We start from the raw sequence: 26,563 nt of genomic DNA on the forward strand, positions 1-26,563 counted from the left end.
ATCGGAACACCCGATTATTCTTAAAGGCACGTTTTTAGAGCGCTTTGTGTTGTTGCGTTGGCTCGGAGGTCTTTATGAATATTCAGAACAACTACATTCAATCGAAATCTACCCACCCTCTTGGGAGCGCGGTACCGCTTGGCCGGTTGCGCTCTCAAGGGGTCCTTTCGAAACATGAAATTGATTGGTGCCGTTTGAACGGTATCGAGGTCGCCTACGATCCAATTCAGATCGGCTGGGTTGCTTTGGCCTGTGAAGATGACATTGTCGGCTTGCATCAGCGACCAGTACTACAAGCGTTTCAGTTCCGTGCCTGGACAACCGAGGATGCACCGGTTTATGCCGAGATGTTGTCTTCGGAACGTCTGTGGCGCTACCTGCCCGAAGACTATCCTGGGATGCTTAGCGAACAGGATGCGCGTGAGTTGATTGCGGTGATGCAGGAAGATCACCATCAGGTCATGGCCGTTGTTGCAAATGATGCGGTTGTTGGACAGGTGCGGATGCTGAGCAAGGGGGCGGATTGCGCCGAAATCAGCTATTGGTTGGGTGTGCCCCATTGGGGAAAAGGGTACGCAAGCAGGATTGTAAGACAGTTCAGCGATCAGTATTTGCGCCAAAACCCCCAGATCAAGCGGCTGCTGGCGGTTGTCCATCACGAGAACGGTGCGTCTCGGGCGGTTCTCAACAAAGCTGCTTATTCTGAGGTTTCGCGCGATGCAGATTGGGTGACGCTGGAGCGGTCGCGCACCTAAAAATCGATCTCGACTCCGGGCAGGTTCAGTTCTTTCATCATGTCGCGCAGTTCCTGCCGCGCGGCGATGTTTGAGATATTCAGTTGTTTGACGCCAATGTCCTTGAGGTCCAGCAACGTCAGGCCGCGAGGGAAGAGTTCGCGGAAGATCACCCGCTCGGAAAAGCCCGAAGCGACGCGAAATCCGATGCGCTGCGACAGCATCTCAATCGCGCGCTGCATCTTTTCCTTGTTGACCATGCGCTGCGTGCCCACCCGGTTGCGCACAACCACCCAATCGATCGGTTTCAACCCGGCTTGGGCGCGCAACTGGCGCGCGTTCCAGACCATTTCTGAATAAACAGACGGCCCGAGGATTTTCTCACCCTTCGAATCGATCCGTGCCAGAAGGTCGAAATCGATGAAGCTGTCGTTCAGGGGGGTGATCAGCGTGTCGGCCAGGGAATGTGCCACCTGGCTGAGCCGCGTGTGCGAGCCGGGGCAGTCTATCAGGATGAAATCACTGTCACTTTCCAGTTCCGCAACCGCAGCCGAAAGACGATGGTCATAGATATTCTCGCCGGGTTTAAGGGTGCTGGCATCGATCTCGGGCAAATCGTGGTGGCGCGGGCTGGGCAGAGACAGGTCCGCGCCGTTCAAGAAATTCAGACGGTTCTCGAAATAGCGGCCAAGGCTGCGCTGCCGGAGGTCCAGATCCAGCGTGCTGACTTTGTGCCCCAGCCGGGCCAAAGCGGTGGCCACATGCATCGACACGGTCGATTTCCCGGCGCCGCCCTTTTCATTCCCCACCACGATGATATGTGCCATGCTTGTATTCCCAAGTCCCGCCGTGCTTAACCACACGTTGTTGTCGGCCACTATATGTTGTGTAAGCGGTGAAGGGAAGGACTTCGGCGGCCTTCAAAGGCCAATAACAGGCTCTATTTTGGAAAACTCAGCTTAGGCCGGGGTTTAGGGCGAAGACTTGTCAAAACCGCACCACTGTTTCACTGTCCGGGTCGGGCTTGTGCGATCGAGGGCTGTCTTTGGATCATCTGTTTTTGAACGTCTTGAACGTCGTTCTGCCGGTGCTGATCTGTGCCGGAATCGGTTATGGTCTGGCCCTTATCCGAGCACCCTTCGACAACGCTGTGATTGGCGGGATCGTGGCGAAGGTGGGGTACCCAACACTGATCATCTCGCACCTGTCGTCTACGAAGATTGCGGTGGGCACGTTTCTTGACGTCATGATAGCGGCGGCGCTGGCGATCGCGGCATTTGGTGTGCTTGGCTTTGCGGTGCTGAGGCTGCTCAAACTGCCGGTGCGCGCATTTCTGACCCCTTTGATGCACGGTAACGTGGGTAATATCGGTCTGCCTATCACGCTGCTGGCGCTGGGCGATGCGGGGATGGCCTATACAATGGGTTTCGTTGTCGTTGTGCTGATCAGCATCTTTACGGTTGGCATGTGGATCCCTGCGGGTGCGTTCTCGTCTAAGAAGCTGATGACCTCTCCGATTATTTATGCTGTGGCGCTGTCGCTGGTGTTGATGGGAACGGGGTACAGCCTGCCCCAGCCTTTGGCCAAGTCGTTCGACATTTTGGGTGGGCTTTCGATTCCGCTGATGTTGCTGACGCTGGGACACACTCTGGCGACGCTTAGAATCGCTAGCCTCGGGCGCGCCATTGTGTTGACAGCGCTGCATCTTGCATTGGCGGTTCTTATCGCCAGTACACTTGTCTGGGCGTTCGGCTTTACCGGGGTGGAACGCGGAGCCGTGATCCTGTGCTGTCTGATGCCGGCATCCGTCGCAACCTATCTGTTCATCGATCAACACGTGCCGGAATACGGCCCGGACGTGGCCGGTTTTATTCTGGTCTCAACGCTGGCCACCATCTTGGTGCTGCCGGTGGCGCTCGCCTACTGGATTTGAGCCTTTCCAGATCCGTCTGGCGCCTGCCCTGACGGCACCTCTGAAGCGCAAAAAAGGCCGCCCCGAGAGGCGGCCTTTTGCATTCGAAACCAGTCCGGCTTAGAAACCCAGACCTTCGTATTTCTTCTTGAACTTCGACACACGGCCGCCAGCGTCCATCAGGCGCGACGAGCCACCGGTCCACGCGGGGTGCGAGGAGGGGTCGATTTCCAGAGCCAGCTGGTCGCCCTCGGCGCCCCAGGTGGATTTCATCTGAACCACGGTGCCATCGGTCATTTTGACGTTGATGACGTGATAATCGGGATGGATGTCTTTTTTCATCTTTCCGCTCCTTACGCCTCGGCGCCAGCCTTGGGCTTGTAGTTGGTGACTTCTGCGATACGTGCGGATTTACCGCGGCGGGTGCGCAGATAGTACAGTTTGGCGCGACGGACGCGGCCACGGCGGACAACGGTGATGCTGTCGATGTTGGTCGAATGCAGCGGGAATACACGCTCTACGCCTTCGCCAAACGAAATCTTACGGACGGTGAACGAACCGGCGATGCCGCTGCCACCTTTACGCGCGATGCAGACACCTTCGTAGTTCTGCACACGGGTGCGCGACCCTTCGGTCACTTTAAAGCCGACACGGATTGTGTCACCGGCTTTGAAATCGGGGATGTCTTTCCCCAGGGCGGCAATCTGTTCCGCCTCAAGCTGTGCGATCAGGTCCATCGCAATTACTCCTATATGCTCGTGGTTGGTCCACGAAGTTTGGGCACGGCCTGAGAGCTCTTGGTCTTCACCGGGTCCTGCCATGCAGCCCGCCAGAGGTCAGATCGAATGTTCCTTTGGTCTGGTCCGCTCTGACACGCCACGGCAGAAGAAAGCCAAGCGTTGCGCCATGATGCAAACCAAAACACCGGAGTCGCGTGATGCGGCACCGGATTGCGGTCGTTTAAGGAATTTGCGGACAGGGATCAAGCCTTATTTTCCTTTGCCGGAACGGTAAAGCGGTGCGTTTTCGCCGTCTGTCAACTGGACCATTGCGTTGTGGCGTCGATCAGGCATTCTGGAGGGAATTATAAGAGCAGATTTGAGATATACGCATGATACGCAACGCCCTCTTGCTGGCTGTTTTAGGCCTTGCAATCATATCTTGCGGTCGCCGCGGTCCCGCCCCACAGGTGGTGGAACCGCAGGCGTTTGCAGATACAACGCCGCCTGCCGTCATCTTTCCTGCATTTGGGGACGCTAAACCACACCCGTGGGAGGGACGGCACCCCGGCCATTATCCGGTTCATGGTCTGGATGTGTCGCGCTGGCAGCCGGCAATCGACTGGCGCACCGCGCGTGCGTCTGGTGTTAGCTTTGTTTTCATCAAGGCAACCGAGGGCGGCGACTTTTCCGACCCGATGTTTGATGAGCATCGTCGCGGCGCGCAGGCAGCAGGGGTGCCGTGGGGTGCTTATCATTACTACTATTTCTGCCGTCCAGCCCATGAACAGGCCCGCTGGTTCATCCGCAACGTACCCAAAGGGGCCGATCTGCCGCATGTTCTGGACATGGAATGGACGCCCCATTCCAAAACCTGCACCCTGCGCCCCGATGGCCGTACCGTCCGGGCCGAGGCGCAAAAATTCCTTGATATTCTCGAGCGTCACTACGGACGTCGCCCGATTGTCTACACAACGGTCGATTTCTACGGGGACACCGATATTGGCCGCCTTCCCAAAACCGAGTTCTGGCTGCGTTCAGTCGCGGGGCACCCCCGCAATGTCTATCCGCGCGCGGTCTGGCGATTCTGGCAGTACACGGGTACCGGGCTGGTGCCGGGGGTTCCGGGCAGGGTGGATATCAACACCTTCAACGGCACGCCCGAGATTTGGGCGCGGTGGAAGGCGGGGGGTTAATCCTTGGCTTTGGACTTTTGGTGCTGCGCCCACAGATCGGGCCGCCGGTCGCGGGTGATCTGTTCCGACATCGCGTGCCGCCATTCCGCGATGCGGCCATGGTGCCCTGACATCAGGACATCCGGGATCGCGCGGCCCTTCCACTCGGCGGGGCGGGTGTATTGCGGATGTTCCAGCAGGCCAGAGGAAAAGCTTTCCTCCTCAGCCGAGGCCTGATTGCCCAACACGCCGGGTATCAGCCGGACGGTGGCGTCGATCAGGGCCTGCGCGGCGATCTCGCCCCCGGTCATGACGAAATCACCCAAGCTGACCTCCTGCACGCCGTAATGCTCCAGCACGCGCTCATCGACGCCCTCGAAGCGGCCACAAAGCAGGGTCATGCCATCACAGCGCGCAAGGTTCTGCATCATCTTCTGGTCCATCCGACGGCCGCGCGGGCTGAGATAGATCAGCGGCCAGTTGCCTTGAACACCGGCCATGGTGTGCTCGATCGCCTCGCCCAGCACATCGGCGCGCAGCACCATGCCCGCGCCGCCGCCTGCGGGCGTGTCGTCGACATTGCGGTGCTTGCCGACGCCGAACTGACGCAGATCGACGGTTTCCAGCTGCCACAGACCTTCTTGCAAGGCCTTGCCCGTCAGGCTTTCACCCAGCACGCCGGGGAAGGCGGATGGAAACAGGGTGATGATCTTGGCCTTCCACACCCCATGCAGGTCGGGCGTGGGCGTCATCAGCTCGCGCGGTTTCAGCGTGGGGCGGATGGCTTTGCGGCCATGAGATTTTCCGGGCGTGTCCGTCATGATGTGCCGATCAGCTCCGTTTGAGCGCGTTCAACCAGAGCCGCCTTGTGATCGATCAGCGCCGCGTCGTCCAGAGCGGATCGGTTCATATCCAGCATCTGCGCCAGCAGATCGTCAGGCAGGCCAGGGTTCCTGCGGGTCGGGCCGACCAGCTTTGCGGCCTCGGCTTTGGGCAGGTCGAGGAAATCGGCAAAGGGCGTACCGGGGCCGAAGGGCCGCGTCTGCAGGTCCTCAAGCCACTGGCTGCGCACCTGAACCGAGGGCAGGCGGCCCCGGATCTCTTCGGCGACAGACCGCGGCGCGGCCACCGAGGCCATGCGCTCGCGGAACGTGTCGTAATCCAGCACCAGCCGGGTGCGTTGCAGGTCATGCGCCCAGAGGCTGCGCAGCCAGCTCTCGCGCTGGCGCAGCGACAGATACAGCGTGATCTGCACCTCTTCGCGTTTGAACCGTTCGCGGACCAGATCCACCAGACAGGTGGCCAACGCGGGCGCTGTCTCATACCCCACTGCCGGGTTGCGGCTGGGGCGCAGGCCCGAGAAATTCTCTTCGCTCAGCACCAGTCCGCGTTTGCGGCCAAAGGTCAGCGATTTCAGGAACTGCCGCATCTGGTCGCTGAAATCCCCCAGTGCGCCGGGGGTGCCATACAGCGAATAGCGTGTCGCGGCATCAGACAGCCCCGAATCGCGCGTGCGATAGGGCAGGACCAGCGCGTGATGCGGCCAGATCAGTCTGCGGTTTTCGAACAGAAAGGATTGTGCTGCCGTCGTTCCGGTCTTGTGCAGACCCAGATGCAGCAACACGCGGCGCATTATAGAAGGCCCTCGGGCGGGTCGGCCACAATGCGGCCCTTGTCCAGATCGACCGTCGGCACTGCCTCAAGTGTAAACGGCAGCAGAACGGTGGCCTTCAGTCCCGGTCCGTGCAGTTCCAACAGGTCCGCCGCGCCGTGGTTCTGCACCGATTTCACCCGGCCCAGCAGGGTGCCGCCGGTGTCATAGACTTCAAGCCCGATCAGGTCGGTATGATAGAATTCGTCATCGGGCAGCGACGGCAACTGATCGCGGCGCGCATAAAGGCGCAGTCCGTTGATCGCGTCGGCCTGTTCCTTGGTCTCGATCCCGCCGAGCCGGGCAGCGAAGCCGTTCTTGATCGACCGGGTCAGGACCAGCGGATAGCGTTCCTTGCCCGCTTCATCGGTCAGGGGCGAATAGGCCTCGATATCTTCGGGCACAGCGCAAAAGCTTTTCAGCCGCACCTCGCCGCGCACTCCGTATGATCCGGCAATGCTGCCGACGCAGATCAGATCACTCATTTTGACCACCCGTCACACATAGACCGTCCCGCCATTGCCCGATCCCCTCGCACGCCTCGCGCTGGTTGCTGCGTTCGAAGAACACGCCGACAATAAAGGCGATCATCAGCAGGATGGGAAGCCGTAACAATCCGAACATGGGTCTATCGCACCTCGATCGACAAAGTGTCGTCACGGTTTTCCCAGCCGACCTGTTGCAGTTCCGGCGTGTCCGACAGGGTTTCCGGCCAGCCCACGCAGAAATAGCCGATCAGCCGCCAGTCATCAGACACATCCAGATCGCGCACCATCTGGTCTGGGTCCAGAATGGACACCCAGCCCAACCCCAGCCCCTCGGCCCGCAGGGCCAGCCAGAACAGGGTGATGGCTGAAACCACCGAATAGCGCCGCATCTCTGGCATAGTGCCCGCGCCCAGCCCTCGCCCCTTGTCGGTGGCATCGTCGCAGAATACGGCCAGTTGCACAGGGGCCTCTTGCATCCCCGACAGCTTCAACTGGCTGTATAGCTGCGCCTTCTCGCCGGAATAGCCGGTCAGCGCGTCAGCATTTGCGGTTTGGAAATTCTGCAGCGCCGCGTCGCGCGCGGCCTGACTTTCGACGCGAATGACGCGCCAGGGTTCGCTCAGCCCCACCGAAGGGGCCAGCCGAAATGCGTCGAGGCAGCGCGTCAGCACTGCCTCGTCCACAGGATCGGTGCGGAACCGGCGCACATCGCGCCGGAGCCGCAGCAACAGATCGAACTGCGTGCGAAAATCGTCCGAAAAAACCTGATCCCGCACGCGATCGCCTGCTTATTCTTCTGCCGCTGCTTCTTCAGCAGGTGCTTCGGCGGCTTCAGTTGCCTCGGCAGCTTTGGCTGCTTTTTCTTCCGCGCGTTCCTGAGCTTTCTTGCCCGGGGTGCCCTTGTTGGGGTTGTTGCGCTCGGCCTTGTCACGGGCGCCGGCGGCTTCCAGCATACGGGCGATCCGGTCGGTGGGCTGTGCGCCCTGATCCAGCCAGTACTGAACGCGCTCAAGGTTCATTTTCACGCGCTCTTCGCTGTCTTTCGGCAGCAGCGGGTTGTAGGTGCCCAGTTTCTCGATGAAACGGCCATCGCGGGGCATACGGCTGTCAGCCGCAACAATGCGATAGAAGGGACGTTTTTTCGAGCCGCCGCGGGCGAGACGAATTTTCATTGCCATGGTGGTATCTCCTTTAGATGGCGTGTGCCGGGAATTGCCCGGTCAATTTTGATGTTTCTTGTGGTGTCGGATGACTTCCTGAATGATGAAATTCAGGAAAGCCTTGGCGAAGTCGGGGTCCAGATCCGCCTCTTTCGCCAGGTCTTCTAACCGAGCGATCTGCGCAGCCTCGCGCGAGGGATCGGACGGGGGAAGGTCGTGTGCGGCCTTGAGCTTGCCAACCGCCTGCGTGTGCTTGAACCGCTCACCCAGCGTGTAGACAAGGATCGCGTCCAGCCGGTCTATGCTTTCGCGGTGATCTTTCAACAACGCGGCAGCCTGTGTCACGGGGTTGGTCATTGGCCGGTCCTTTCGGTGGTCAAGTCAATCTGCGGGTGGCGCCAGATCTGGGCGCGTTTGCCCAACAGCTCGGCATTCTCAAGCTCAAGCGTTGCGCCAAGCCGTTCGGCCAGCGCGCGCGAGCGATCATTGCTATGGGCGATATACGAGATCACGCCGTTCAAGCCCTGATGCCGGGCGGCGTAGTTACGCGCGGCCAGCGCGGCTTCAAAAGCGACCCCTTTGCCTTCGAATTCTTCGAGCACAGTCCAACCCAGTTCAGGCTCAGCCCAACCTGGCCCATTCATGATGCCGACCCAGCCCGCAAATTTTCCGCTGGATTTCTCTTCGATGTGCCAGCTGCCATAGCCTTGAACTACCCAGTGGCCAAAGCGACCTGTATATGATCTCCAGCATTCAAACTCATCTCTCGGCCCGCCCACCATATGGCTGCGCTCGGTCTTGAAGAATGCGGTCATTGCGGGCAGGTCATCCAGATGCGGCGCGCGCAGGATCAGGCGGTCGGTCTCGATGGTGGGGATCAAGACAGAGGTCATGCGTAAGCCTCCATCCCGCCATTCACCAGATCGGCAGGCGATGGGTGCCGCCAGATCTCGGATTTGCCGTATTTGGGATGTTCGTAGAGATATTCGAACTGCGCGCCCAACCGTTTGGCCACGGCCTTGCTGGCGTGGTTGTCCAGATCAATCAGCGAAATCGCGGTGTCCCAGCCCAGCACGTCATAAGCATGCGCTCGCGCTGCCATCGCCGCCTCGGTCGCATAGCCCTTGCCGGTGGCATGGGTCATCAGGGTCCAGCCGACCTCGGGTTCGGGCCAGCCTTCGGGGAACCATAGGCCGATACGCCCGACATACGTGCCGGTAGCTTTCTCATCGACGCTCCAATAGCCATAGCCGCGCACGGCCCAATGGCCCAGCAGCGACGCGAAAACCCGCCATACCTCGTCCCGGCGCAGCGGGCCGCCGACATAGGTCGCGGCATCGCTGGCGAAGAACGCGGTGTCTGCGTCCAGATCAGCCTCGGACGGGGCGCGCATAATCAGGCGCTCGGTCTCAAGCCGGGGGATATGATCGGCGATCAGGTTCACTTTTTCTTACCAAACCCGCTGAGGCCCGGTGGCAGGCCCATGCCGCCGCCCAGACCGGGCAAACCGCCGGGCATCTTGCCGCCCATCGCCTTCGCCGCCTGTTCCAGCGCCTTGGGGTCCATGCCTGCCGCCATCTCCTCGGGGCTGGGGCCGCCTTTGCCGAACATGCCTTTCATGGCCTGTTTCAGCATCTTGCCTTTGCCCATCTTGCCCATCTTCTTCATCATGTCCGACATCTGCCGGTGCATCTTGAGCAGTTTGTTGAGGTCGCTGACCTCCATCCCCGAACCCGCAGCAATCCGTTTCTTGCGGCTGGCCTGCAACAGCTGCGGGTTGGCGCGTTCGCGTTTGGTCATGGACTGGATCATGGCGATCTGCTGGCGCAGGATCTTGTCGTCCAGACCGGCCTGATCCATCTGCTTGGCCATCTTGCCCATGCCCGGCATCATGCCCATCATGCCCTGCATGCCGCCCATCTGGATCATCTGCTCCAGCTGCATTTTCAGGTCATTCATATTGAACTGACCTTTGACCATGCGCTTCATCATGCGCTCGGTCTGTTCCATCTCCATCGTTTCCTGGGCCTTTTCGACCAGAGCAACGATGTCGCCCATGCCCAGAATCCGACCCGCGATCCGGTCCGGCTCGAAGGTTTCGAGCGCGTCCATCTTCTCGCCCAGACCGACGAAGCGGATCGGCTTGCCGGTGACTGCACGCATCGACAGCGCCGCACCACCGCGCCCGTCACCGTCCATCCGCGTCAGAACCACGCCGGAAATGCCGACCTTGGCGTCGAACTCCTCGGCCACTTCAACGGCGACCTGACCGGTCAGACCGTCGACGACCAGCAGGGTTTCACGCGGGTCGACCACGTTGCGGACCTGCTCGACCTCGTCCATCAGGACTTCGTCGATATGCAGACGGCCCGCAGTGTCGAGCATGTAGACGTCATAGCCGCCCAGCGTTGCCTGTTGTTTGGCGCGCTTGGCAATATCGACCGGTTTCTGGCCCGGAACGATCGGCAGCGTATCGACGCCGACCTGTGTACCCAGAACAGCCAGCTGATCCATCGCCGCCGGGCGATAGACATCGAGCGAGGCCATGAGGACCTTCTTGCCCTCTTTCTCTTTCAGGCGTTTTGCCAGCTTACCGGTGGTCGTGGTCTTGCCCGAACCCTGCAGACCGACCATCAGGATCGGGGCAGGCGGATTGTCGATCTTGAGCTTACCGGGGTCTTCCTCGCCGCGCAGGGTATCAACCAACGCGTCATGCACGATCTTGACGACCTGCTGGCCGGGGGTGATCGATTTGGTCACCGCCTGGCCTGTCGCCTGTTCCTGTACCTTTTTGACGAAGGCGCGGGCAACCGGCAGCGAGACGTCAGCCTCAAGCAGCGCAACCCGAACTTCTCGCAAAGCAGTTTTGACGTCTTCCTCGGACAGGGCGCCCTGTTTGGTCAGCCGGTCGAAGACGCCGGAAAGGCGTTCGGATAGATTTTCAAACATGCCTTCGGCCTCCTTAGCCGGTTATCTGGTGGCACTTCCTAGGTAGGAAGCACCGGTTACATACACAATTGCCCCCACGGGCGAAACTCGCTGGTGGGGGGCGATCCCTGAACGACTCAAGGGACCGGAAGATCGAGAGGCTTCCGGATGTTTGCGGGGTGATTATTTGTATTTTTGTTCGGAGTCAACAAAAGACAAAACCAACAAATCATACACCGCTTGAGCCGGATGCGATTTCACGGCATGAGCAACCGGTGAATCAAAGGAGCCTTCTATGGACGCATCTTCTGCCTTTCAGGATACGTTGCCACTGAGTTCGGATGCATTGTTGGCGCAATTGGATGAATGGCGGCTGGCGTATCGGTTGCACACGCATATCCCGCTGCGCACGGTTGAGGATGCCAAGGGGGTCGAAGACCAGTTCATGGTGCCGGGCGAGAATGCGCTGCGGCTCAAGAACCTCTATCTGCGCGACAAGAAGAAGCGGAACTATTTGGTGACGCTGGAGCAGAGCCGCGAGATCGACCTCAAGGCGCTGGGGGCTGAGTTGGGGATTGGCAACCTGTCCTTTGGTTCAGCAGATCGGTTGTTTCAGAACCTTGGTATTCGGCCCGGGGCGGTCAGCCCTCTGGCGATGATCAACGGGGTGGGGAATGACGTGCGCTTCTTTATGGACGCCGCCGCGCAGCAGGCGGATGTCATCTATATGCACCCTTTGGTCAATGACCGGACCGTAGCGATGGCGCGCGGTGATCTGATGGGGTTCTTTGATCAGATCGGGTGCGAGGTGGCTTGGTTGGCGTGACGGGACGCGCCTTGCGGCGCGTGCCTCCGGCGGAAGTATTTTTGAACAGAAGAAGGGGCCTGCGCTTTATTGCGTGTCCAGCGCTTCTTTGAGTGCGGCCGCGACATGGGCGGCTGAGGGGTTGATGAAGAGGTGGCCGTCGGCCTCGAACACCGGGTCGTCGAGATGGTCGGGGAAGGCCAGCGGCAGTTCCGTGCAGGCCAGCAGGATTGCCGTGCCGGGTGTGGCGTGTGTATTGCAGAAGGCCAGCAGGCGGGTATGGGCGGTATCAGAAGCGCCACCGTAGAAGTCGCTGTCGATCATCGCCTGCATTTCGGCGATGTCGGGGTCGGGCAGGCGGGTGTTGGCGGTGATGCCCTCGGCGGCGAGGCGGTCGGCGTAGTTGGTGGCCTGCATCGTGACCGTGGTGCCGAGGATCAGCGCGTTTGACGCACCGGTCCGGGCCGTCACTTCAGCCGTGGCGTCAAAGATGCTGAGGATCGGCATCGACACGCCCTGCCGGATCGCGTGTAGCCGGGCGTGGGGGGTGTTCGAGGCGATGATGCCGAAATCGCAGCCCGCGCGTTCCAGCGTCAGCAGCGCCTCGCGGAATACGGCATCGAAACCGGCCCAGCTGGCCTCGTCTCCGGCGGTGCCGCGCAGAGCGCGGGTTTTGGCCTGCGTCACCGATTCAATGGTCATGGGTGGGATCGGCAGGGGGGAACCGTGGCCACGCTCGGCGAAGTGGCGACCTGCGCCCTCGGCAATCGCCCGGTAGTAGTCGACGGTCGAGGCCCAGCCCACACCGCCCAGAATTCCGATCTTTTTCATGGTAAACGCCCAGCCTGCCAATTCCTGTTTGGGGCAGACTGGACGGTTCAGGGGGTGCAGGTCAATCAGGCGGCCAGTTCAGTGACCGCTTTTTGCGCGTTCGCCAAAGTGGCCTCGGGGTCCAGCGCCATGCGGTCGGCGGCGATGACCTCGACGTCCTGGATGCCGATGAAGCCCAGAACGTGGCGGGCATAGGTGGTGGCAAAGTCGATCTTGGAGCCTACCGCAGTGCCGCCCGAGGCCACCGCGAGTATGGCGCGTTTGCCTTCAAGTAGACCTTTGGGGCCGTTCTCGGAATAGGCGAAGGTCACGCCCGCGCGGGCGACCAGATCGATCCAGGCTTTGAACGCGGCGGGGACCGAGAAGTTGTAGATCGGCAGGCCGATGACGATGGTGTCGGCCTTTTGCAGCTCGGCCACCAGCTCATCGGACAGGGCCAACAGGTCTTGCTGCGCCGCGTCGCGTTGGTCGGCGGGGGTGAAATTGGCGGCGATCCAGTCCTCAGTCAGCAGGGGCAAGGGCGTGGCCAGATCGCGACGGATGATGCGCCCGGCATTGAGGTGGCGGACAACGCGGTCCGACAGGTCGCGGGTGGTAGACCCGGTGCGGCGGGCCGAGGCGTCGATATGCAGGATGGTTTTGGTCATCTCAGAGTGTCCTGTGTAAGGGAATGATCGTCTGTTGTTCGAATATGATTGTTGCGCGCATGAACAAAACCCGGATATACCAACAGGTATTGTTGGAATTTGCACAGTGGATCGGATGCAATGGACAATTGGGACGAGGTGAGAACCGCCTATCAGGTGGCGCGAATGGGAACGGTCAGCGGGGCGGCGGATGTGCTGGGCGTGCATCATGCCACCGTGATCCGCCATATCGACGCGATCGAGGCGCGGCTGGGTGTCAAGCTGTTCCAGCGTCATGCGCGCGGCTATACCCCCACCGAAGCCGGAGAGGACCTGCTGCGCGTGGCACAGGCGACCGAGGATCAGTTCAACCAGTTGGTTGGCCGCATGAAAGGGCGCGGCGATGATGTCTCGGGCGAGCTGGTGGTCACGTCGCTGGCCTCGCTTGCGCCGCTGATCGTACCGACGCTGACTGAATTTCAGCAGACCCATCCGGATCTGATCGTGCGCTATCTGACCGGCGACCGCCTGTTCCGGCTGGAATATGGCGAGGCGCATGTGGCCATCCGTGCGGGTGCCGCGCCGGATCAGCCGGACAACGTGGTGCAGCCCTTCATCCCGCAAGAGGTCGGGCTGTTTGCCAGCAAGACCTATATCGCGCGCCACGGCAAACCCTCGGGCGTCAAGGATTTCGCCAATCACCACTTCGTCGGCAATGATGACGAAAACAGCCGCGCGCCGTTTTCCCGCTGGCTGCGCGCCAACGCGCCGGAACAGGCGATTACCTTCCGCTGCACCAACAATTTCTGTATGCGCGAGGCGGTTCTGGCCGGCGCCGGCATCGGTTTCATGGCCCGGTGGGAGGCGGCGCGCGACCCCGATCTGGTCGAGGTGATGGAGCCTCTGCCCGAATGGTCCGGCAAGCTGTGGCTGGTGACCCATGTGGACCTGCACCGGACCACCAAGGTGCAGGCCTTCCTGTCTTTCCTGAAAGACCAGTCCAAGGGCTGGCTGCCGTGACACCACAGGCGCGCGGCCATCTGGCCATGCTGACATTTTCGGCGCTGGTGGCGGGCAGTTTTTCGCTGGGCTCGATGGTGGCAAACGAAATCGCGCCATCGGCGATCACGGCGGCGCGCTTTGCTATCGCGGCGGTGGTCATCGGGATCGCGGCGCTTGCCACCACGGGGATATCGCGCAGCGCGGCGCGCGCGCCGTGGCGCTATCTGGTGCTGGGCGGGTTGTTCGGCAGCTATTTTGTGCTGATGTTCTATGGGCTCAAAACCGCACCGCCGGTCAGCGCGGCGGCGGTCTTTACCCTGACGCCTGTCATGTCGGCGCTTGCGGGGTGGGTGCTGCTGCGCCAGATCACCACGCCGCGTATGGCGCTGGCGTTGACCGTGGGGGCGGTGGGTGCGCTCTGGGTCATCTTCCGGGCCGATTGGCAGGCCTTCCTGGCCTTCCAGATCGGCGGCGGCGAGATCATCTATTTCTGGGGCTGCGCCGCCCATGCGATCTATACGCCGATGGTGCGGAAACTGAACCGGGGCGAGCCTGCGGTGGTGTTCACCTTCGGCACACTGCTGGCGGGCTGCCTGATCCTGACGTTCTGGGGTTGGTCCGATATTCGTACGACCGATTGGGCAAACCTGCCGGGTATCGTTTGGCTGACCCTGCTGTATATTTCGGTATTCGCCACCGCTGCCAGTTTTGTACTGGTCCAGTTTGCAGCCCTGCGCCTGCCTGCCGCCAAGGTCATGGCGTACACTTACCTGACGCCCAGCTGGGTGATCCTGTGGGAGATCGCGCTCGGCCGTCTTGCGCCGACGTCGCTGGTTCTTGTTGGGGCCGGGTTGACGGCCGTCGCATTGCTGTTGTTGCTAAAGGGCGATGACGCCCCTGCGAACGCGACTCTGCATTCGGAATGAAACTTGTCTTCTGCGCCGAATGTGGCAGCCTGCCTGCGTATCGCCTGAGGAGACGAGCCATGAAAACACCCTATGCCATCGCGGCGCTTCTGGCGCTTTCTGCTTGCGCGACAGGTGCAGGCAATTCGGCCGAGGCTGATCTGCAAGCCAGTTGCGAGGCCCTGGTGGCTGCCGAGACCGGAACTGCGCCAGGCGGAGTTGATGCAATCTCGACCCAGTCCGGGCCGACGGGGAAGGTCACCAGCGTGTTCGTGGCCGGGGCCGAGGCCCCGTGGCTTTGCCGTGCGGATGCAACCGGGGTCGTGATCGGGGTGGAATACAGCCGCGAGGGCTAGCCCTCGCCGTTTTGAGCCACATCAATGTGGATACATGCGCTTTTCTCTATGCTTTCAGGCGAGGAGGAAGATGTAATGTTTACTCATATTATGATCCCGCTGGACCTGCATATGCCGCCAGAAATCAAGAAAGCGGTCGAGGTCGCGACGCAACTGGCCAAATGGCAGGGCGCGAAGGTGACACTGGTCAGTGTGACAGGCACCCAGCCTGGTGATGTCACGCTGCCGCAAGGGTCCATCGACGAAAAGCTGGCCGCCTGCGCTGGCCAGATTGCCGAGCAAAGCGGCGCTGAGGTTGCCACGCGCAACATTCACTCGGTCGATGTGGCGGTTGAGGTCGATGGCGATCTGACCCGCGCCGCCGAAGATATCGGGGCTGACCTGATCGTCGTCGGCACCCATGCACCGCGGATCACGGACTATCTGTTCTCAAGCCATGCGGGCTATCTGGCCAAACATGCCAGCATGTCGGTCTTCGTCGTGCGCTAGGCCTCGTCCGAGGGCAGTTCGACCTCAAGAAATCGTTCAAACGCGTCCAGATTGACCGGCTCGAACTGCCCGAATCCCTGCATCCATACGGACGCTGCCCGCAGTGCGTCGGGTTCCAGCTTGCACCACTTCACCCGCCCTCGCTTTTCCTGTGAGATCAGCCCGGCGCGGGTCAGAATGACCAGATGTTTCGAGATGGCGGCCAGCGACATCTCGAACGGCTCGGCCACATCCGTGACCGCCATGTCATCCTCCAGCAGCATCGCAAGGATGGCGCGGCGGGTGGGGTCGGCAAGGGCCGCGAAAACGGTGTCGAGGTCGTTGGACATGGCACGTTCCTAAAGCGCCGGAAGCCGTTTGACAATTTCCCAGCCCACGCCATGCTGCGCCGGAACGTGTACGGGGGCGGCAATGACACTGAAATACTGGCTGGTCATCTGCATCCTCGGCATCGGCTGGGGCATGTCTTTCATGTTCAACGCCATTCTGTTGCGTGAACTCGGGCCGCTTTCGGTTTCGATGGGGCGTGTGGCGCTTGGAGCACTGGGCTGCTGGATCTATGTACTCGGTGCCAGCCTAAATGTAGGCCTGTCAGTCAACCGCGCGATTGCTTTGCTGGCGTTTGGCGCGCTCAGCTATGCCGCGCCGTTCGCGCTTTACGCGCTGGGCCAGCAGCATATCGGTGCCGGTGTAGCGGGTATCGTGAATGCAACGACACCTGCTTTCGCCGTCATCGTCTCGCATTTCTGGCCGGGGGTGAGCGGGCAACCTTCTTGAAGTCTCTGGGCGTGGTCTGCGGGTTCGCGGGCATTGTGGTGCTGTCGTTGCCGGTTCTGCATTCGGGGGCCGGTTCCCAGTTCTGGGCCATTCTGTTGATCCTGCTGGCTCCGGTCTGCTACGCCTTCTCAGTCAACTTCGCGCGCGCGTTCCGGGATATGCAGCCCGTGGTTCTGGTGGCCTTGGCCCTGACCGGAGCGACGCTGGCGATCACGCCGCTTGCCCTGTGGCAAGAGGGGGTGCCCCATGTCACCCGGATTGAGACCTGGGCGTCTCTGCTGATGATCGGATTTGTCCTGACCTCGGCGGCGTTCATCGTGTTTTATTGGCTGCTGCCCAAGGTGGGCCCAACGAACATTTCAACTGTTACCCTGATCGCCCCGGTCTCGGCGTTGGTGCTGGGAACATGGGTGTTGCAAGAGGCCCTGCGTCCCGAGCATTTGTTTGGTATGGCAGCGATCCTTCTCGGTCTTTTGCTGATCGATGGGCGCATCGTTCGGCGGTTGCGCCAAGGCAGGGAAGCCAAAGATCAACCAAAAGGTTGAATATGGCTTTTGGGGCGGATTACCTGATCTTGGCCTTTGCCCGTGCCGCTGACTGATGCCGCCCAAGGGATTTAATTATTTTAAATCAAATATTTAACCTGCGTCAATTCGGTCGCGCAACGGCGTTGACTCTGCGCCCATCGCCCCTTAGCACCCTACCCAAGACTGTACGAGGGACCCGCCCGTGACCGATGATGACCAAAAGCAGCGTATGGCGCAGCTTGAGGCCAAGATCGAAGCGGCGAAAAAGGCCAAAGCGCCAAAGCCCCGCGCAGATGCTGACGTGTCCGGGGGCGAGCTTGCCTGGAGGATGGTCATCGAAATGGTATCCGGTCTTGGGATCGGATTTGGCATCGGATACGGGCTGGACAGCCTGCTCGGGACGATCCCGATCTTTCTGGTGCTGTTCACATTGCTGGGCCTTGTCGCGGGCGTGAAGGTTATGCTCCGCAGCGCGAAAGAGGTTCAAGAGAAACAAGCGGCTGCAAGCGCGGCCGAGAAGGACGAGAGGGACTGAACGTGGCGACCGAGACCACCGCAGCAGAAGGCAGCAGCCTGGTATTCCACCCGATGGACCAGTTCATCGTCAAGCCGCTCTTTGGCGACGGCGCAATTGCCTGGTACACGCCCACCAACGTGACCCTGTGGATGTTCCTGGCGATTGCCGCGATATTCGGTCTGCTGGTTCTCAGCACTTCGAAGCGCGCGATTGTTCCGACCCGGATGCAGTCGGTGGCCGAACTGGCCTATGGCTTCATCTACAAGATGCTGGAAGACATCTGCGGCAAGGAAGGCGTCAAGTACTTCCCCTATGTCATGACCCTGTTCATGTTCATCGTCTGCGCGAACTTCCTGGGCATGATCCCCACATCCTTCACCACCACATCGCATTTCGCCGTGACCATCCCGCTGGCGCTGGCCGTGTTCCTGACCGTGACCGTTCTGGGTTTCGTTAAGAACGGTGCCGCGTTTCTGGGCCTGTTCTGGGTTTCCAGCGCACCGCTGGCGCTGCGTCCGGTTCTGGCGATTATCGAGCTGATCTCGTACTTCGTACGCCCCGTCAGCCACTCCATTCGTCTTGCTGGTAACGTCATGGCAGGCCACGCCGTGATCAAGGTGTTCGCAGGCTTTGCCGCGATTGCCGTGATCTCGCCCGTGTCGGTTCTGGCGATCACAGCAATGTACGGCCTTGAGGTCCTCGTGTCCTTCATCCAGGCCTACGTATTCACCATTCTGACCTGCGTATATCTGAAAGATGCGCTGCATCCGTCGCACTAAGGTCCGAACACCCAACATCGAAACTTCCAATTCGTAAGGAGACACATCATGGAAGGCGATCTCGCACATATCGGCGCAGGCCTGGCAGCAATCGGTTCCGGCGCAGCCGCAATCGGGGTGGGCAACGTTGCAGGCAACTTCCTGGCCGGCGCCCTGCGCAACCCTTCGGCGGCTGCTTCGCAGACCGCAACCCTCTTCATCGGTATCGCATTCGCAGAAGCGCTGGGCATCTTCGCATTCCTGGTCTCGCTGCTGCTGATGTTCGCCGTATAATCTGCGGAACCTGATCCTTACGCGCAGGTGGGCCCAAGCCATAGCGGCCCACCTGTTGTAAAGACAAGTTTCCGACGGAGGACATCATGGCGACTGAACCCCTTACAGAAGAGGTAGCTGGCACCTGCGTTGACTCTCATGGGTCGGCGATCGGTATGCCGCAGCTCTGCTTCGATTGGTTCCCCAACCAGATTTTCTGGCTGGTCATTACGCTGGTCGTCATCTTTCTGGTCCTGTCTCGCGTGGCTCTGCCGCGCATCGCGGCAATCCTGGCTGAACGTCAGGGGACCATTACAAATGACCTGGCTGCGGCCGAAGATCTGAAGGCCAAGGCTGTCGAGGCCGAAGAGGCCTATAACAAGGCGCTGGCCGATGCCCGTGCCGAAGCGCAGCGTATCGCTGCTGAGGCGCGCGCCGAAATCCAGTCTGGTCTGGATGACGCGATTGCCAAGGCGGATGCGGAAATCGCTGCAAAGGCGGCTGAATCGGAGAAGGCAATTGCCGAAATCCGTGCCGGTGCGCTGGAAAGCATTCAAGTGGTTGCCAAGGATACGGCGGCTGAACTGGTCACAGCACTGGGCGGCGAGGCGGATGCCAAAGCCATCGACGGTGCCGTTGACGCGCAGATGAAAGGATAAGTGACATGCGGAACACTCTTGCCCTTATCCTGACCTTCGGCGCAGCCAGCCCTGCATTTGCAGCCAAAGGCCCGTTCTTCTCGCTCGCCAACACCGACTTTGTGGTCCTGCTGGGCTTCATCGTCTTCATCGCGGTCCTGTTCTACTTCAAGGTCCCCGGCATGATCGGCGGCGCTCTGGACAATCGTGCCGCTGGCATTCAGTCCGAACTGGACGAAGCCCGCGCGCTACACGAAGAAGCCCGCAGCCTGCTGGCCTCGTACGAGCGCAAGCAGCGCGAAGTTCAGGGTCAGGCCGACGCCATCGTTGCTGCAGCCAAGGAAGACGCGGTTCTGGCAGCAGAGCAAGCCAAGGTCGATCTGGAGAAATCCATCGCACGCCGTCTGGCGGCTGCGCAGGATCAGATCGCATCGGCTGAGGCATCTGCAGTGAAAGAAGTCCGTGATCAGGCCATCACGGTTGCTGTTTCGGCAGCCAACGCTGTGCTGGCCAAGCAGATGACCGCCACGCAGGCGAACAAGCTGATCGACGCCGCCATCGCGGATGTTGGTGAAAAGCTGCACTGATCCGCTGGATCATATGAATTGAGAAACCCGAGCGCCGCGCGCTCGGGTTTTTCGTTCCTCAGGCCCTGCGCCAACTGAGAAACCAGACAAGCAGCGCTATCACAGTAACCACAATCTCAACCTTGAAGGTCCAATGGTTGAGAAAGGACAATATCCAATGAGAATGGGTCGCCTGCACCACCACCAGCGGGTGCGTCGCGTCCGAGAACGGCCAAAGCCACGCAACCTCTCCGGTGATCGAATCCAGCACCATATGAACCAGCCCGCCCGCGCCAAAGAAGGTCAGGAAGGTACCAGCTCTTAAGGCCCAGACACGTATCATCATCCCGGCAAGCAGAAACCCCGCCCAGATGATCGGGCGGTGGGTCAAGTAGGAATGGTGATGATGTCCCCGATCATCGACAAAATAGAACCAGAGAATATCCACATCGGGGGCGACGGCTCCCACCATCGCCGCAGCAAGGGCGAGCTTGCCGAGATTTGGCGCGGCAGCCCGAAAGACCAGATAAGCGCCCGGCAGGTGGCCGATGAACATCAGACCTCACCCGTCTCATGCTTTAGCCGCTGCTGCGCGATCTCTTCATTGCGCAGGGCCTTCTGCTGATCGGCCATGCAACTTTTGACAAAGTTCAGGTGATCCTCGACCGCGCGCCGCGCGCCCTTGGGGTCGCGGTCCTGCAGGGCGGCGTTAATGGCGCGGTGCTGGTCCAGAATGGCGTCGCGGGTAGTGCGTTGCTGGAACATGATCTGCCGGTTGTAGAACACGCCCTGCCGCAGCAAATCAAACATCGACCGCATCATATGCAGCATCACCACGTTATGGCTGGCCTCGATGATCGCCATGTGGAACTGGGCGTCCAGATGCGCCTCTTCCTCGGCGGCGTTTCGATCGTGGGCGGCCTCCATCTTGTCCAGAATGGCCTGCACAACCTTCAGATCGCTGCCCGACCCCATCCGTGCGGCCCGCTCGGCGGCCAGCCCCTCCATATCACGCCGGAACGAGAGATAGTCGAACACCGCCTCGTCATGATTGCCGAACAACCGCGTTAGTGCGGGCGAGAAGGCCGAGCCCAGAACCTCGGCCACATAGATGCCTGATCCGGCCTTGGCGGTCAGCAAGCCCTGATCCTGCAGGTCTGAGATTGCCTCGCGCAGCGACGGGCGCGACACACCCATGCGTTCGGCCAACTCGCGTTCGGACGGCAGGCGTTCGCCGGGGCGCAGGATGCCGCGCAGGATCAGCAGTTCGATCTGGCGCACAACGGCGAGGGACAGTTTCTCGGTCTGGACTTTTTGAAACGGCATGGGGTCAACAGTCTGAATTGGTCAACTCACATGACCACGTCAGCGGATGACGTTCAAGGCGAACACATATATTAGGTCATAATTATTGACATATAAGTGGCGATGCCTAGGCTGCCATGCAAGGGGCAGAGGAGGCCCCGTTCCGATGGATCAGCTCTACGCCACCCGCACGTCCCGTATGAAAGCATCCGAAATCCGCGAACTGCTGAAACTGCTGGGCCAGCCCGGTATCATTTCCTTCGCGGGCGGTATCCCTGATCCGGCGCTGTTTCCAGCAGACGCCTTTGCCGAGGCTTTCCAAAGCGCACTGGGTCCCGATTTTCAGGCGCAGGCATTGCAATATTCGGTCAGCGAAGGCTATGCGCCGCTGCGCGACTGGCTGGCTGATCATATGCGCGGGATCGGAGTGGACTGTGACAGCAATAACATCCTGATCACTTCCGGTTCGCAGCAGGCGCTGGATTACTTGGGTAAGCTGTTCCTGTCGCCGGGCGATACTGCGCTGGTCGGCTGGCCCACCTATCTGGGCGCGCTGAACGCCTTTGACGCCTATGAACCGCGCTTCGATCAGCTTAGTATCAACGGCAATCGCGGCGCCGCCGAATACCGGGCCGCCGCCGGGGGCAGCCCGATCAAGTTTGCCTATCTCTCTGCCGATTTCTCGAACCCGACCGGCGAGACCGTTGATCAGCGGGGCAGGGAAGCCCTGTTGGATCTGGCCGACGATCTGGACTGCGCGGTGATTGAGGACGGGGCCTATCAGGCGTTGCGCTATGACGGCGACCCGATCCCTCCGATCCTCGCACTGGAAATTGCGCGCAAGGGGTCGATCGAGAACTGCCGGACGATCTATTGCGGCAGTTTCTCGAAAACCCTGTCGCCGGGTTTGCGGCTGGGTTGGGTGGTTGCGGCGAAACCGGTGATCTCGCAACTGGTGCTGCTGAAACAGGCGGCTGATCTGCATTCCTCGACTATCAACCAGATGGCGGTGCACCAGGTGGCGCGGGACCGGTTCGACACCCACGTTCCCATGCTGCGCCAGACCTATTCCGCGCGCCGTGATGCGATGCTCAAGGCACTTCAGGACCACATGCCTGACGGTGTCGACTGGACCCGACCTGAGGGCGGCATGTTCGTCTGGGTCACCCTGCCCAAGGGTATGAACGGGGCCGAGTTGCTGGCCCGGGCGTTAGAGACGGTCAAACTGGCCTTTGTCCCCGGTCAGGCGTTCTACCCCGACGACACCGGGGCCAACACCATCCGATTGAGCTTTTCCAACTCGGACGAGGCCACGATCCGCGAAGGCATCCGTCGTCTGGGAGAGGTGCTGCGCGGCTGATCCGGGAAAGGTTTCGTTAACCATAGTGCCGCTAGAAAGGCGGCATGATCCGTCTATTTGCCTTCCTGCTCCTTGCCGCCTGTTCGGGCGGCTCGCCTCATTTTCGGGGTCTGCCCGCGACGCGAGTCGAGGTCAACGGCAGCGTCTTTGACGTCCGCGTTAGGGACGCGCTGGCCGAGGCGGTGCGCATAAACCCCCAATACGCCCCGCGTCTGGGTCCGATCCGCGACCGCGCCGCGCTGGCCATGGCGCAGGTTTCGGGCTGTCCGCTGCTGGATGTTCTGGGCGATGCAGCGGTGACCGTGGGGGTGCTGGCTTGCGACGGCGAACTGGGCGAAAAGCTTATTTTTGGTGCGCTCCTGATGCGATCCTACGAATGCGTCAACTATGGTTATTCGGGTGGATACGGCTATCAGGTCTTTGAATGCACACCCTACTGAGATACGCGGACCTGCGCGTAGTTTCGCCAAGATGTTGTGGATAACTCGGGCGAATGACCCATATCCTGCGCAATCACGTTGACACCTCGCCCCTCGGTTGCGCACACTTAATAGTCAGAGGAATCATACCAAGAGCAGCCATTTGCGTTTCAGCAAACTCAAACTGACCGGCTTCAAAAGCTTTGTCGACCCGACCGATCTGATTATCGCGGACGGGCTAACCGGTGTTGTTGGTCCCAATGGCTGCGGCAAGTCCAACCTGCTTGAGGCTCTGCGCTGGGTGATGGGCGAAAACCGCCCCAAATCCATGCGCGGCGGTGCGATGGAGGATGTGATCTTTGCCGGTGCCGCAACGCGGCCCGCCCGCAACTTTGCCGAGGTGGTCCTGACCATGGACAACTCGGAACGCCTCGCGCCCTCGGGTTTCAATGACAGTGACCAGCTTGAGATCGTGCGCCGCATCACCCGCGACGTGGGCAGCGCCTATAAGACCAACGGCAAGGACGTTCGCGCCCGCGATGTGCAGATGCTGTTCGCCGATGCCTCGACCGGGGCACATTCGCCCGCGCTGGTGGGGCAGAACCGCATTGCTGAGCTGATCAACGCCAAGCCCCGTGCCCGCCGTCGCATTCTGGAAGAGGCGGCTGGGATTTCCGGCCTCTATCAGCGCCGCCATGAGGCCGAGTTGAAGCTGAAAGGCACCGAGGCCAACCTGACTCGTGTTGATGACGTGCTGGAACAGTTGGGCGGCCAACTGGCGCAACTCGCCCGTCAAGCCCGTCAGGCCGCGCGCTATCGCGAGATTGGTGAGCAGTTGCGTCAGGCCGAAGGGATGCTGCTCTATCGCCGCTGGAAAGAGGCTGACATGGCCCGTCAAGCGGCAGAAGAAAAGCTGCGCGATCGCATTACCGAGGCCTCGCGTGCTGAGGCCGAAGCCCGCGAAGCCGCTGCCAAACGCGCCCAGATCGAAGAAACCCTGCCGCCCCTGCGCGAGGAAGAGGCCATCGCCGCCGCCGTTCTGCAGCGCCAGATGGTGCAGCGCGATCAGCTGAGCGATCAGGAAACCCGCGCCCGCCAGACCATTGAAACCCTGACCAACCGCATCCAGCAGCTTGGCAACGATATCGAACGCGAATCCGGCCTGAACCGGGATGCGGGAGAGATGATTGAACGGCTGGAGTGGGAGGCCCGCGAGCTTGCCAAAGCCGCCGAAGGTTATGACGAAAAGGTCGCTGAGGCTGCCGAGATCGCCCGCGAGGCCGCGTCGGTTCTGCAGGATCGCGAAGATCACCTCTCGCAGCAGACCGAAGACATGGCCCGCCTGGTCGCCCGTCACCAATCGGCGCAGCGACTGGTTGAAGACAGCCGCAAGACACTGGCCCGGTCCGAGGGCGAAGAAGAAAAAGCCCGCGCCGCCGTGGATGACGCCAAAACCGCCCTGATCCGCGCCAATGAGGCGTTCGAGGCTGCGCAAGAGGGCGAAGAGGAAGCCCGCGAAGCGGCCGAGGCCGCCGAAGAAGCGCTCGCCGCCGCCGATGAGCTGCGCAACGACACGCAGGCGCGTGAGGCCGAGGCCCGTGCCAAGCGGTCAGAGGCCGAAGGTGAGTTGGGCGCGATCCGGGCCGAAACCACCGCGCTGGCCAAACTGGTCGAACGCGACACCGCCGAAGGCGGACAGGTGCTGGACCTGCTGCGGGTGGCACCGGGCTATGAAAAGGCGCTGGGGGCGGCTTTGGCCGATGACTTGCGCGCGCCTCTGGTTGAAGGCGACGGGCCATCCGGTTGGGTGCAGGTTGCAGGCTATGACGCCGATCAACCGCTGCCCGATGGGGCCGAACCGCTGGCCCTGCACATCTCCGGCCCCGACCGCCTCAGCCGCCGCATTGCGCAGATTGGTCTGGTCGACGCAGATCAGGGCGCACGCCTGCAAGCCTCGCTGAAGCCGGGTCAACGTCTGGTCTCGCGCTCGGGCGACCTGTGGCGCTGGGACGGGTTCCGCGCCTGGGCCGAGGACGCCCCAAGCGCCGCCGCCCTGCGGCTGGAGCAGCTCAACAAGCTGGAAACGCTGAAACAGGAACTCACCCGCACCGAGGCGCAGGCCGACGGGGCCCGCGCCGCGCATGAGGCGCTGTCGCAGCAACTGGCCGACGTGACCGAAGCCGACCGCCGCGCCCGCGAGGCCCGCCGCGCCGCCGATCAGCGCATGGCCGACACCGCGCGCCAGCTGAGTCGGGCCGAGGCGGACCGCAATCTGGCGCAAGGCAAGTTGGAGACTCTGACGCTGGCCGTCGACCGCCACAAAGAAGACGCCATGTCTGCCCGCGCCCAGCTGCGCGAGGCCGAGGGCGCGCTGACCGGTCTGGGCGATCTTGACAGCGCCCGCGCGCAGGTCGAAGACATCAAGCAGACGGTCGAGGCCGCGCGGATCACCATGCTGACCCACCGTTCGACCCATGACGAGTTGCGGCGTGAGGGCGAGGCCCGGACGCGCCGTTCGCAAGAGGTCACGAAAGACCTCAGCGGCTGGAAGCATCGTCTTGAAACCGCCGAGAAACGCATTGCGGAACTGGCCGAGCGCAAGGAAAGTTCTGAAGAGGAATTGCAAGAGGCCATGGCCGCCCCCGGCGAGATTGCCGAGGCGCGCGAGGAACTGAATGAACTGATCGAAACAGCTGAGGCCCGCCGCGCCGAGGCCGCCGACAAGCTGGCCGAGGCCGAGACCGCGCAGCGCGAGGTGGTGCTGGCCGAACGCGAAGCGGAACGTCAGGCCTCGGAAGCGCGCGAAACCCGCGCGGCGGCTGAGGCGCGCTGTGACGCGGCCAAGGAAAGCGTGATGGCGGCGGCAGAACGCATCGCCGAGGATCAGCAACTGACGCCCAACCAGTTGCTGAACCAGTTGGACGTGAACCCCGATCAGATGCCCGCCGCCGATGCGCTTGAGGCCGAAGTGAATCGCCACAAGCGCCAGCGCGATGCGATGGGGGCCGTGAACCTGCGCGCGGAGGAAGACAGCAAAGAGGTTCAGGAAGAATTCGACACGCTGAACGGCGAAAAGGCCGATCTGGAAGAGGCGATCAAGGCCCTGCGCAGCGGCATCGCCAGCCTCAACCGCGAGGGGCGTGAGCGCCTGCTGACGGCGTTTGAGCAGGTGAACTCGAACTTCGCCATGCTGTTCAAGCACCTCTTTGGCGGTGGCGAAGCCAATCTGGTCATGGTCGAAAGCGACGATCCGCTGGATGCAGGTCTGGAAATCATGTGCCAGCCTCCGGGCAAGAAACTCTCGACCCTCAGCCTGTTGTCGGGCGGGGAACAGACCCTGACCGCCACCGCGCTGATCTTTGGCGTCTTCCTCGCCAACCCGGCCCCGATCTGTGTGCTGGACGAGGTCGACGCCCCGCTGGATGATGCCAACGTCACCCGCTTCTGTGATCTGCTGGACGAGATGTGCCGCCAGACCGACACCCGGTTCTTGATCATCACCCACCACGCGGTGACGATGGCGCGGATGGACCGGCTGTTCGGTGTGACCATGCAGGAACAGGGCGTCAGCCAGCTGGTCTCGGTCGATCTTAAGAAGGCCGAGCAGATGGTGGCCTGAGCCCTCACCGGATCGTTACGCCC

Annotated in this window: 34 protein-coding genes and 1 pseudogene; 17 read left to right on the forward strand and 18 right to left on the reverse strand. The window is 61.3% G+C overall.

What is annotated here, in order from left to right; translation table 11 throughout:
- Positions 1 to 194 precede the first annotated feature (194 nt).
- Positions 195 to 755 (forward strand): GNAT family N-acetyltransferase, encoded by a 561-nt coding sequence (locus tag ACR3EN_RS08550; RefSeq protein ID WP_480843590.1) that lies wholly within the window; start codon positions 195 to 197, stop codon positions 753 to 755.
- Here ACR3EN_RS08550 and ACR3EN_RS08555 read toward each other — a convergent pair.
- Complete coding sequence (locus ACR3EN_RS08555) at positions 752 to 1,561, reverse strand: division plane positioning ATPase MipZ (RefSeq protein ID WP_480824758.1); 810 nt, start codon at positions 1,559 to 1,561, stop codon at positions 752 to 754. The genes ACR3EN_RS08550 and ACR3EN_RS08555 overlap by 4 nt on opposite strands.
- A 233-nt stretch (positions 1,562 to 1,794) precedes the next feature.
- On the opposite strand from ACR3EN_RS08555, the gene ACR3EN_RS08560 reads away from it, so the two are divergent.
- Complete coding sequence (locus ACR3EN_RS08560) at positions 1,795 to 2,667, forward strand: AEC family transporter (RefSeq protein ID WP_480824756.1); 873 nt, start codon at positions 1,795 to 1,797, stop codon at positions 2,665 to 2,667.
- Between the two features lie 99 nt (positions 2,668 to 2,766).
- On the opposite strand, the gene rpmE is transcribed toward ACR3EN_RS08560, so the two are convergent.
- On the reverse strand, positions 2,767 to 2,988 hold the full coding sequence (gene rpmE, locus ACR3EN_RS08565) for a 50S ribosomal protein L31 (protein ID WP_170428949.1): 222 nt from the start codon (positions 2,986 to 2,988) through the stop codon (positions 2,767 to 2,769).
- An 11-nt stretch (positions 2,989 to 2,999) separates the two neighbouring features.
- The gene (gene rplS, locus ACR3EN_RS08570; RefSeq protein WP_039541573.1) at positions 3,000 to 3,383 is read right to left on the reverse strand and encodes a 50S ribosomal protein L19; all 384 of its coding nucleotides are present in this window, start codon (positions 3,381 to 3,383) and stop codon (positions 3,000 to 3,002) included.
- A gap of 377 nt (positions 3,384 to 3,760) precedes the next feature.
- Between rplS and ACR3EN_RS08575 the strand changes: the two genes are divergently transcribed.
- A complete protein-coding gene (locus tag ACR3EN_RS08575) occupies positions 3,761 to 4,561 on the forward strand; it encodes a glycoside hydrolase family 25 protein (protein ID WP_480824910.1) in 801 nt (266 codons plus the stop codon).
- Here the strand turns inward: ACR3EN_RS08575 and trmD are convergent.
- The 10 genes from trmD to ffh are packed head-to-tail and all read right to left on the reverse strand — an operon-like array spanning position 4,558 to position 10,788.
- Positions 4,558 to 5,361, reverse strand: a complete 804-nt coding sequence (gene trmD / locus ACR3EN_RS08580; RefSeq protein ID WP_480824753.1) for a tRNA (guanosine(37)-N1)-methyltransferase TrmD — start codon at positions 5,359 to 5,361, stop codon at positions 4,558 to 4,560. The genes ACR3EN_RS08575 and trmD overlap by 4 nt on opposite strands.
- Positions 5,358 to 6,173 (reverse strand): hypothetical protein, encoded by an 816-nt coding sequence (locus tag ACR3EN_RS08585; RefSeq protein ID WP_480824751.1) that lies wholly within the window; start codon positions 6,171 to 6,173, stop codon positions 5,358 to 5,360. The genes trmD and ACR3EN_RS08585 overlap by 4 nt, the downstream gene beginning before the upstream one ends.
- Entirely contained in the window at positions 6,173 to 6,676 is a 504-nt protein-coding gene (rimM, locus tag ACR3EN_RS08590; protein WP_480824749.1) for a ribosome maturation factor RimM, read from the reverse strand. The genes ACR3EN_RS08585 and rimM overlap by 1 nt, the downstream gene beginning before the upstream one ends.
- The gene (locus ACR3EN_RS08595) at positions 6,669 to 6,815 is read right to left on the reverse strand and encodes a hypothetical protein (RefSeq protein WP_480824747.1); all 147 of its coding nucleotides are present in this window, start codon (positions 6,813 to 6,815) and stop codon (positions 6,669 to 6,671) included. Before ACR3EN_RS08595 ends, rimM begins: the two co-directional genes overlap by 8 nt.
- Before the next feature lie 4 nt (positions 6,816 to 6,819).
- A complete protein-coding gene (gene bluB / locus ACR3EN_RS08600) occupies positions 6,820 to 7,455 on the reverse strand; it encodes a 5,6-dimethylbenzimidazole synthase (protein ID WP_480824745.1) in 636 nt (211 codons plus the stop codon).
- A 12-nt stretch (positions 7,456 to 7,467) separates the two neighbouring features.
- Complete coding sequence (rpsP, locus tag ACR3EN_RS08605; RefSeq protein WP_480824743.1) at positions 7,468 to 7,857, reverse strand: 30S ribosomal protein S16; 390 nt, start codon at positions 7,855 to 7,857, stop codon at positions 7,468 to 7,470.
- A gap of 42 nt (positions 7,858 to 7,899) precedes the next feature.
- Entirely contained in the window at positions 7,900 to 8,196 is a 297-nt protein-coding gene (locus tag ACR3EN_RS08610; RefSeq protein ID WP_039541590.1) for a chorismate mutase, read from the reverse strand.
- Positions 8,193 to 8,732 carry a GNAT family N-acetyltransferase gene (locus ACR3EN_RS08615; protein WP_480824741.1) on the reverse strand — a complete coding sequence of 180 codons (540 nt, stop codon included), beginning with the start codon at positions 8,730 to 8,732 and terminating at the stop codon, positions 8,193 to 8,195. Before ACR3EN_RS08615 ends, ACR3EN_RS08610 begins: the two co-directional genes overlap by 4 nt.
- A complete protein-coding gene (locus ACR3EN_RS08620; protein ID WP_480824739.1) occupies positions 8,729 to 9,283 on the reverse strand; it encodes a GNAT family N-acetyltransferase in 555 nt (184 codons plus the stop codon). Before ACR3EN_RS08620 ends, ACR3EN_RS08615 begins: the two co-directional genes overlap by 4 nt.
- Positions 9,280 to 10,788, reverse strand: a complete 1,509-nt coding sequence (gene ffh, locus ACR3EN_RS08625; RefSeq protein ID WP_480824737.1) for a signal recognition particle protein — start codon at positions 10,786 to 10,788, stop codon at positions 9,280 to 9,282. The genes ACR3EN_RS08620 and ffh overlap by 4 nt, the downstream gene beginning before the upstream one ends.
- Positions 10,789 to 11,062: 274 nt before the next feature.
- On the opposite strand from ffh, the gene ACR3EN_RS08630 reads away from it, so the two are divergent.
- On the forward strand, positions 11,063 to 11,593 hold the full coding sequence (locus ACR3EN_RS08630) for a prolyl-tRNA synthetase associated domain-containing protein (RefSeq protein WP_480824735.1): 531 nt from the start codon (positions 11,063 to 11,065) through the stop codon (positions 11,591 to 11,593).
- A gap of 66 nt (positions 11,594 to 11,659) precedes the next feature.
- Here the strand turns inward: ACR3EN_RS08630 and ACR3EN_RS08635 are convergent, their stop codons facing one another.
- Together ACR3EN_RS08635 and ACR3EN_RS08640 are read right to left on the reverse strand one after the other, a co-directional pair.
- The gene (locus tag ACR3EN_RS08635; RefSeq protein WP_480534197.1) at positions 11,660 to 12,403 is read right to left on the reverse strand and encodes an aspartate/glutamate racemase family protein; all 744 of its coding nucleotides are present in this window, start codon (positions 12,401 to 12,403) and stop codon (positions 11,660 to 11,662) included.
- 65 nt (positions 12,404 to 12,468) lie between these two features.
- On the reverse strand, positions 12,469 to 13,050 hold the full coding sequence (locus ACR3EN_RS08640) for an FMN-dependent NADH-azoreductase (RefSeq protein ID WP_480824733.1): 582 nt from the start codon (positions 13,048 to 13,050) through the stop codon (positions 12,469 to 12,471).
- A 120-nt stretch (positions 13,051 to 13,170) separates the two neighbouring features.
- On the opposite strand from ACR3EN_RS08640, the gene ACR3EN_RS08645 reads away from it, so the two are divergent.
- The 4 genes from ACR3EN_RS08645 (at position 13,171) to ACR3EN_RS08660 (ending at position 15,781) form a co-directional block, all read left to right on the forward strand.
- Positions 13,171 to 14,049: a LysR family transcriptional regulator gene (locus ACR3EN_RS08645; protein WP_480824731.1), complete on the forward strand. Its 879-nt coding sequence runs from the start codon at positions 13,171 to 13,173 to the stop codon at positions 14,047 to 14,049.
- Positions 14,046 to 14,957, forward strand: a complete 912-nt coding sequence (locus ACR3EN_RS08650) for a DMT family transporter (protein ID WP_480824729.1) — start codon at positions 14,046 to 14,048, stop codon at positions 14,955 to 14,957. The genes ACR3EN_RS08645 and ACR3EN_RS08650 overlap by 4 nt, the downstream gene beginning before the upstream one ends.
- Before the next feature lie 59 nt (positions 14,958 to 15,016).
- Positions 15,017 to 15,292 carry a hypothetical protein gene (locus tag ACR3EN_RS08655; protein WP_480870977.1) on the forward strand — a complete coding sequence of 92 codons (276 nt, stop codon included), beginning with the start codon at positions 15,017 to 15,019 and terminating at the stop codon, positions 15,290 to 15,292.
- A gap of 75 nt (positions 15,293 to 15,367) precedes the next feature.
- On the forward strand, positions 15,368 to 15,781 hold the full coding sequence (locus ACR3EN_RS08660) for a universal stress protein (protein WP_480824725.1): 414 nt from the start codon (positions 15,368 to 15,370) through the stop codon (positions 15,779 to 15,781).
- On the opposite strand, the gene ACR3EN_RS08665 is transcribed toward ACR3EN_RS08660, so the two are convergent.
- The gene (locus ACR3EN_RS08665; RefSeq protein ID WP_170715622.1) at positions 15,778 to 16,110 is read right to left on the reverse strand and encodes a metalloregulator ArsR/SmtB family transcription factor; all 333 of its coding nucleotides are present in this window, start codon (positions 16,108 to 16,110) and stop codon (positions 15,778 to 15,780) included. The two genes, ACR3EN_RS08660 and ACR3EN_RS08665, sit on opposite strands and share 4 nt — an antisense overlap.
- An 82-nt stretch (positions 16,111 to 16,192) precedes the next feature.
- Here ACR3EN_RS08665 and ACR3EN_RS08670 point away from each other — a divergent pair.
- The 6 genes and pseudogenes from ACR3EN_RS08670 (at position 16,193) to ACR3EN_RS08695 (ending at position 19,858) form a co-directional block, all read left to right on the forward strand.
- Positions 16,193 to 17,103, forward strand: a pseudogene (locus ACR3EN_RS08670) (DMT family transporter).
- A 184-nt stretch (positions 17,104 to 17,287) separates the two neighbouring features.
- On the forward strand, positions 17,288 to 17,620 hold the full coding sequence (locus ACR3EN_RS08675) for an AtpZ/AtpI family protein (RefSeq protein WP_170673619.1): 333 nt from the start codon (positions 17,288 to 17,290) through the stop codon (positions 17,618 to 17,620).
- Positions 17,621 to 17,622: 2 nt separating this feature from the next.
- Positions 17,623 to 18,381 (forward strand): F0F1 ATP synthase subunit A, encoded by a 759-nt coding sequence (locus tag ACR3EN_RS08680; protein WP_170587982.1) that lies wholly within the window; start codon positions 17,623 to 17,625, stop codon positions 18,379 to 18,381.
- 48 nt (positions 18,382 to 18,429) lie between these two features.
- On the forward strand, positions 18,430 to 18,654 hold the full coding sequence (locus ACR3EN_RS08685) for a F0F1 ATP synthase subunit C (RefSeq protein WP_005981269.1): 225 nt from the start codon (positions 18,430 to 18,432) through the stop codon (positions 18,652 to 18,654).
- 86 nt (positions 18,655 to 18,740) lie between these two features.
- Complete coding sequence (locus tag ACR3EN_RS08690) at positions 18,741 to 19,292, forward strand: F0F1 ATP synthase subunit B' (RefSeq protein WP_480824721.1); 552 nt, start codon at positions 18,741 to 18,743, stop codon at positions 19,290 to 19,292.
- Between the two features lie 5 nt (positions 19,293 to 19,297).
- Entirely contained in the window at positions 19,298 to 19,858 is a 561-nt protein-coding gene (locus ACR3EN_RS08695; RefSeq protein WP_480824719.1) for a F0F1 ATP synthase subunit B, read from the forward strand.
- Positions 19,859 to 19,916: 58 nt separating this feature from the next.
- On the opposite strand, the gene ACR3EN_RS08700 is transcribed toward ACR3EN_RS08695, so the two are convergent.
- Together ACR3EN_RS08700 and ACR3EN_RS08705 are read right to left on the reverse strand one after the other, a co-directional pair.
- Positions 19,917 to 20,393 (reverse strand): metal-dependent hydrolase, encoded by a 477-nt coding sequence (locus ACR3EN_RS08700; protein ID WP_480824717.1) that lies wholly within the window; start codon positions 20,391 to 20,393, stop codon positions 19,917 to 19,919.
- Positions 20,393 to 21,163, reverse strand: a complete 771-nt coding sequence (locus tag ACR3EN_RS08705; RefSeq protein ID WP_480824715.1) for a FadR/GntR family transcriptional regulator — start codon at positions 21,161 to 21,163, stop codon at positions 20,393 to 20,395. The genes ACR3EN_RS08700 and ACR3EN_RS08705 overlap by 1 nt, the downstream gene beginning before the upstream one ends.
- Before the next feature lie 145 nt (positions 21,164 to 21,308).
- On the opposite strand from ACR3EN_RS08705, the gene ACR3EN_RS08710 reads away from it, so the two are divergent.
- The 3 genes from ACR3EN_RS08710 to ACR3EN_RS08720 all read left to right on the forward strand — a co-directional run bounded on the left by ACR3EN_RS08710 (position 21,309) and on the right by ACR3EN_RS08720 (position 26,540).
- Positions 21,309 to 22,502, forward strand: a complete 1,194-nt coding sequence (locus ACR3EN_RS08710) for an aminotransferase-like domain-containing protein (RefSeq protein ID WP_480824713.1) — start codon at positions 21,309 to 21,311, stop codon at positions 22,500 to 22,502.
- Between the two features lie 44 nt (positions 22,503 to 22,546).
- On the forward strand, positions 22,547 to 22,942 hold the full coding sequence (locus ACR3EN_RS08715) for a hypothetical protein (protein ID WP_480824711.1): 396 nt from the start codon (positions 22,547 to 22,549) through the stop codon (positions 22,940 to 22,942).
- Between the two features lie 142 nt (positions 22,943 to 23,084).
- Entirely contained in the window at positions 23,085 to 26,540 is a 3,456-nt protein-coding gene (locus ACR3EN_RS08720) for a chromosome segregation SMC family protein (RefSeq protein WP_480824709.1), read from the forward strand.
- Positions 26,541 to 26,563 lie beyond the last annotated feature (23 nt).

The sequence above is a fragment of the Ruegeria sp. G7 genome (assembly GCF_056535465.1).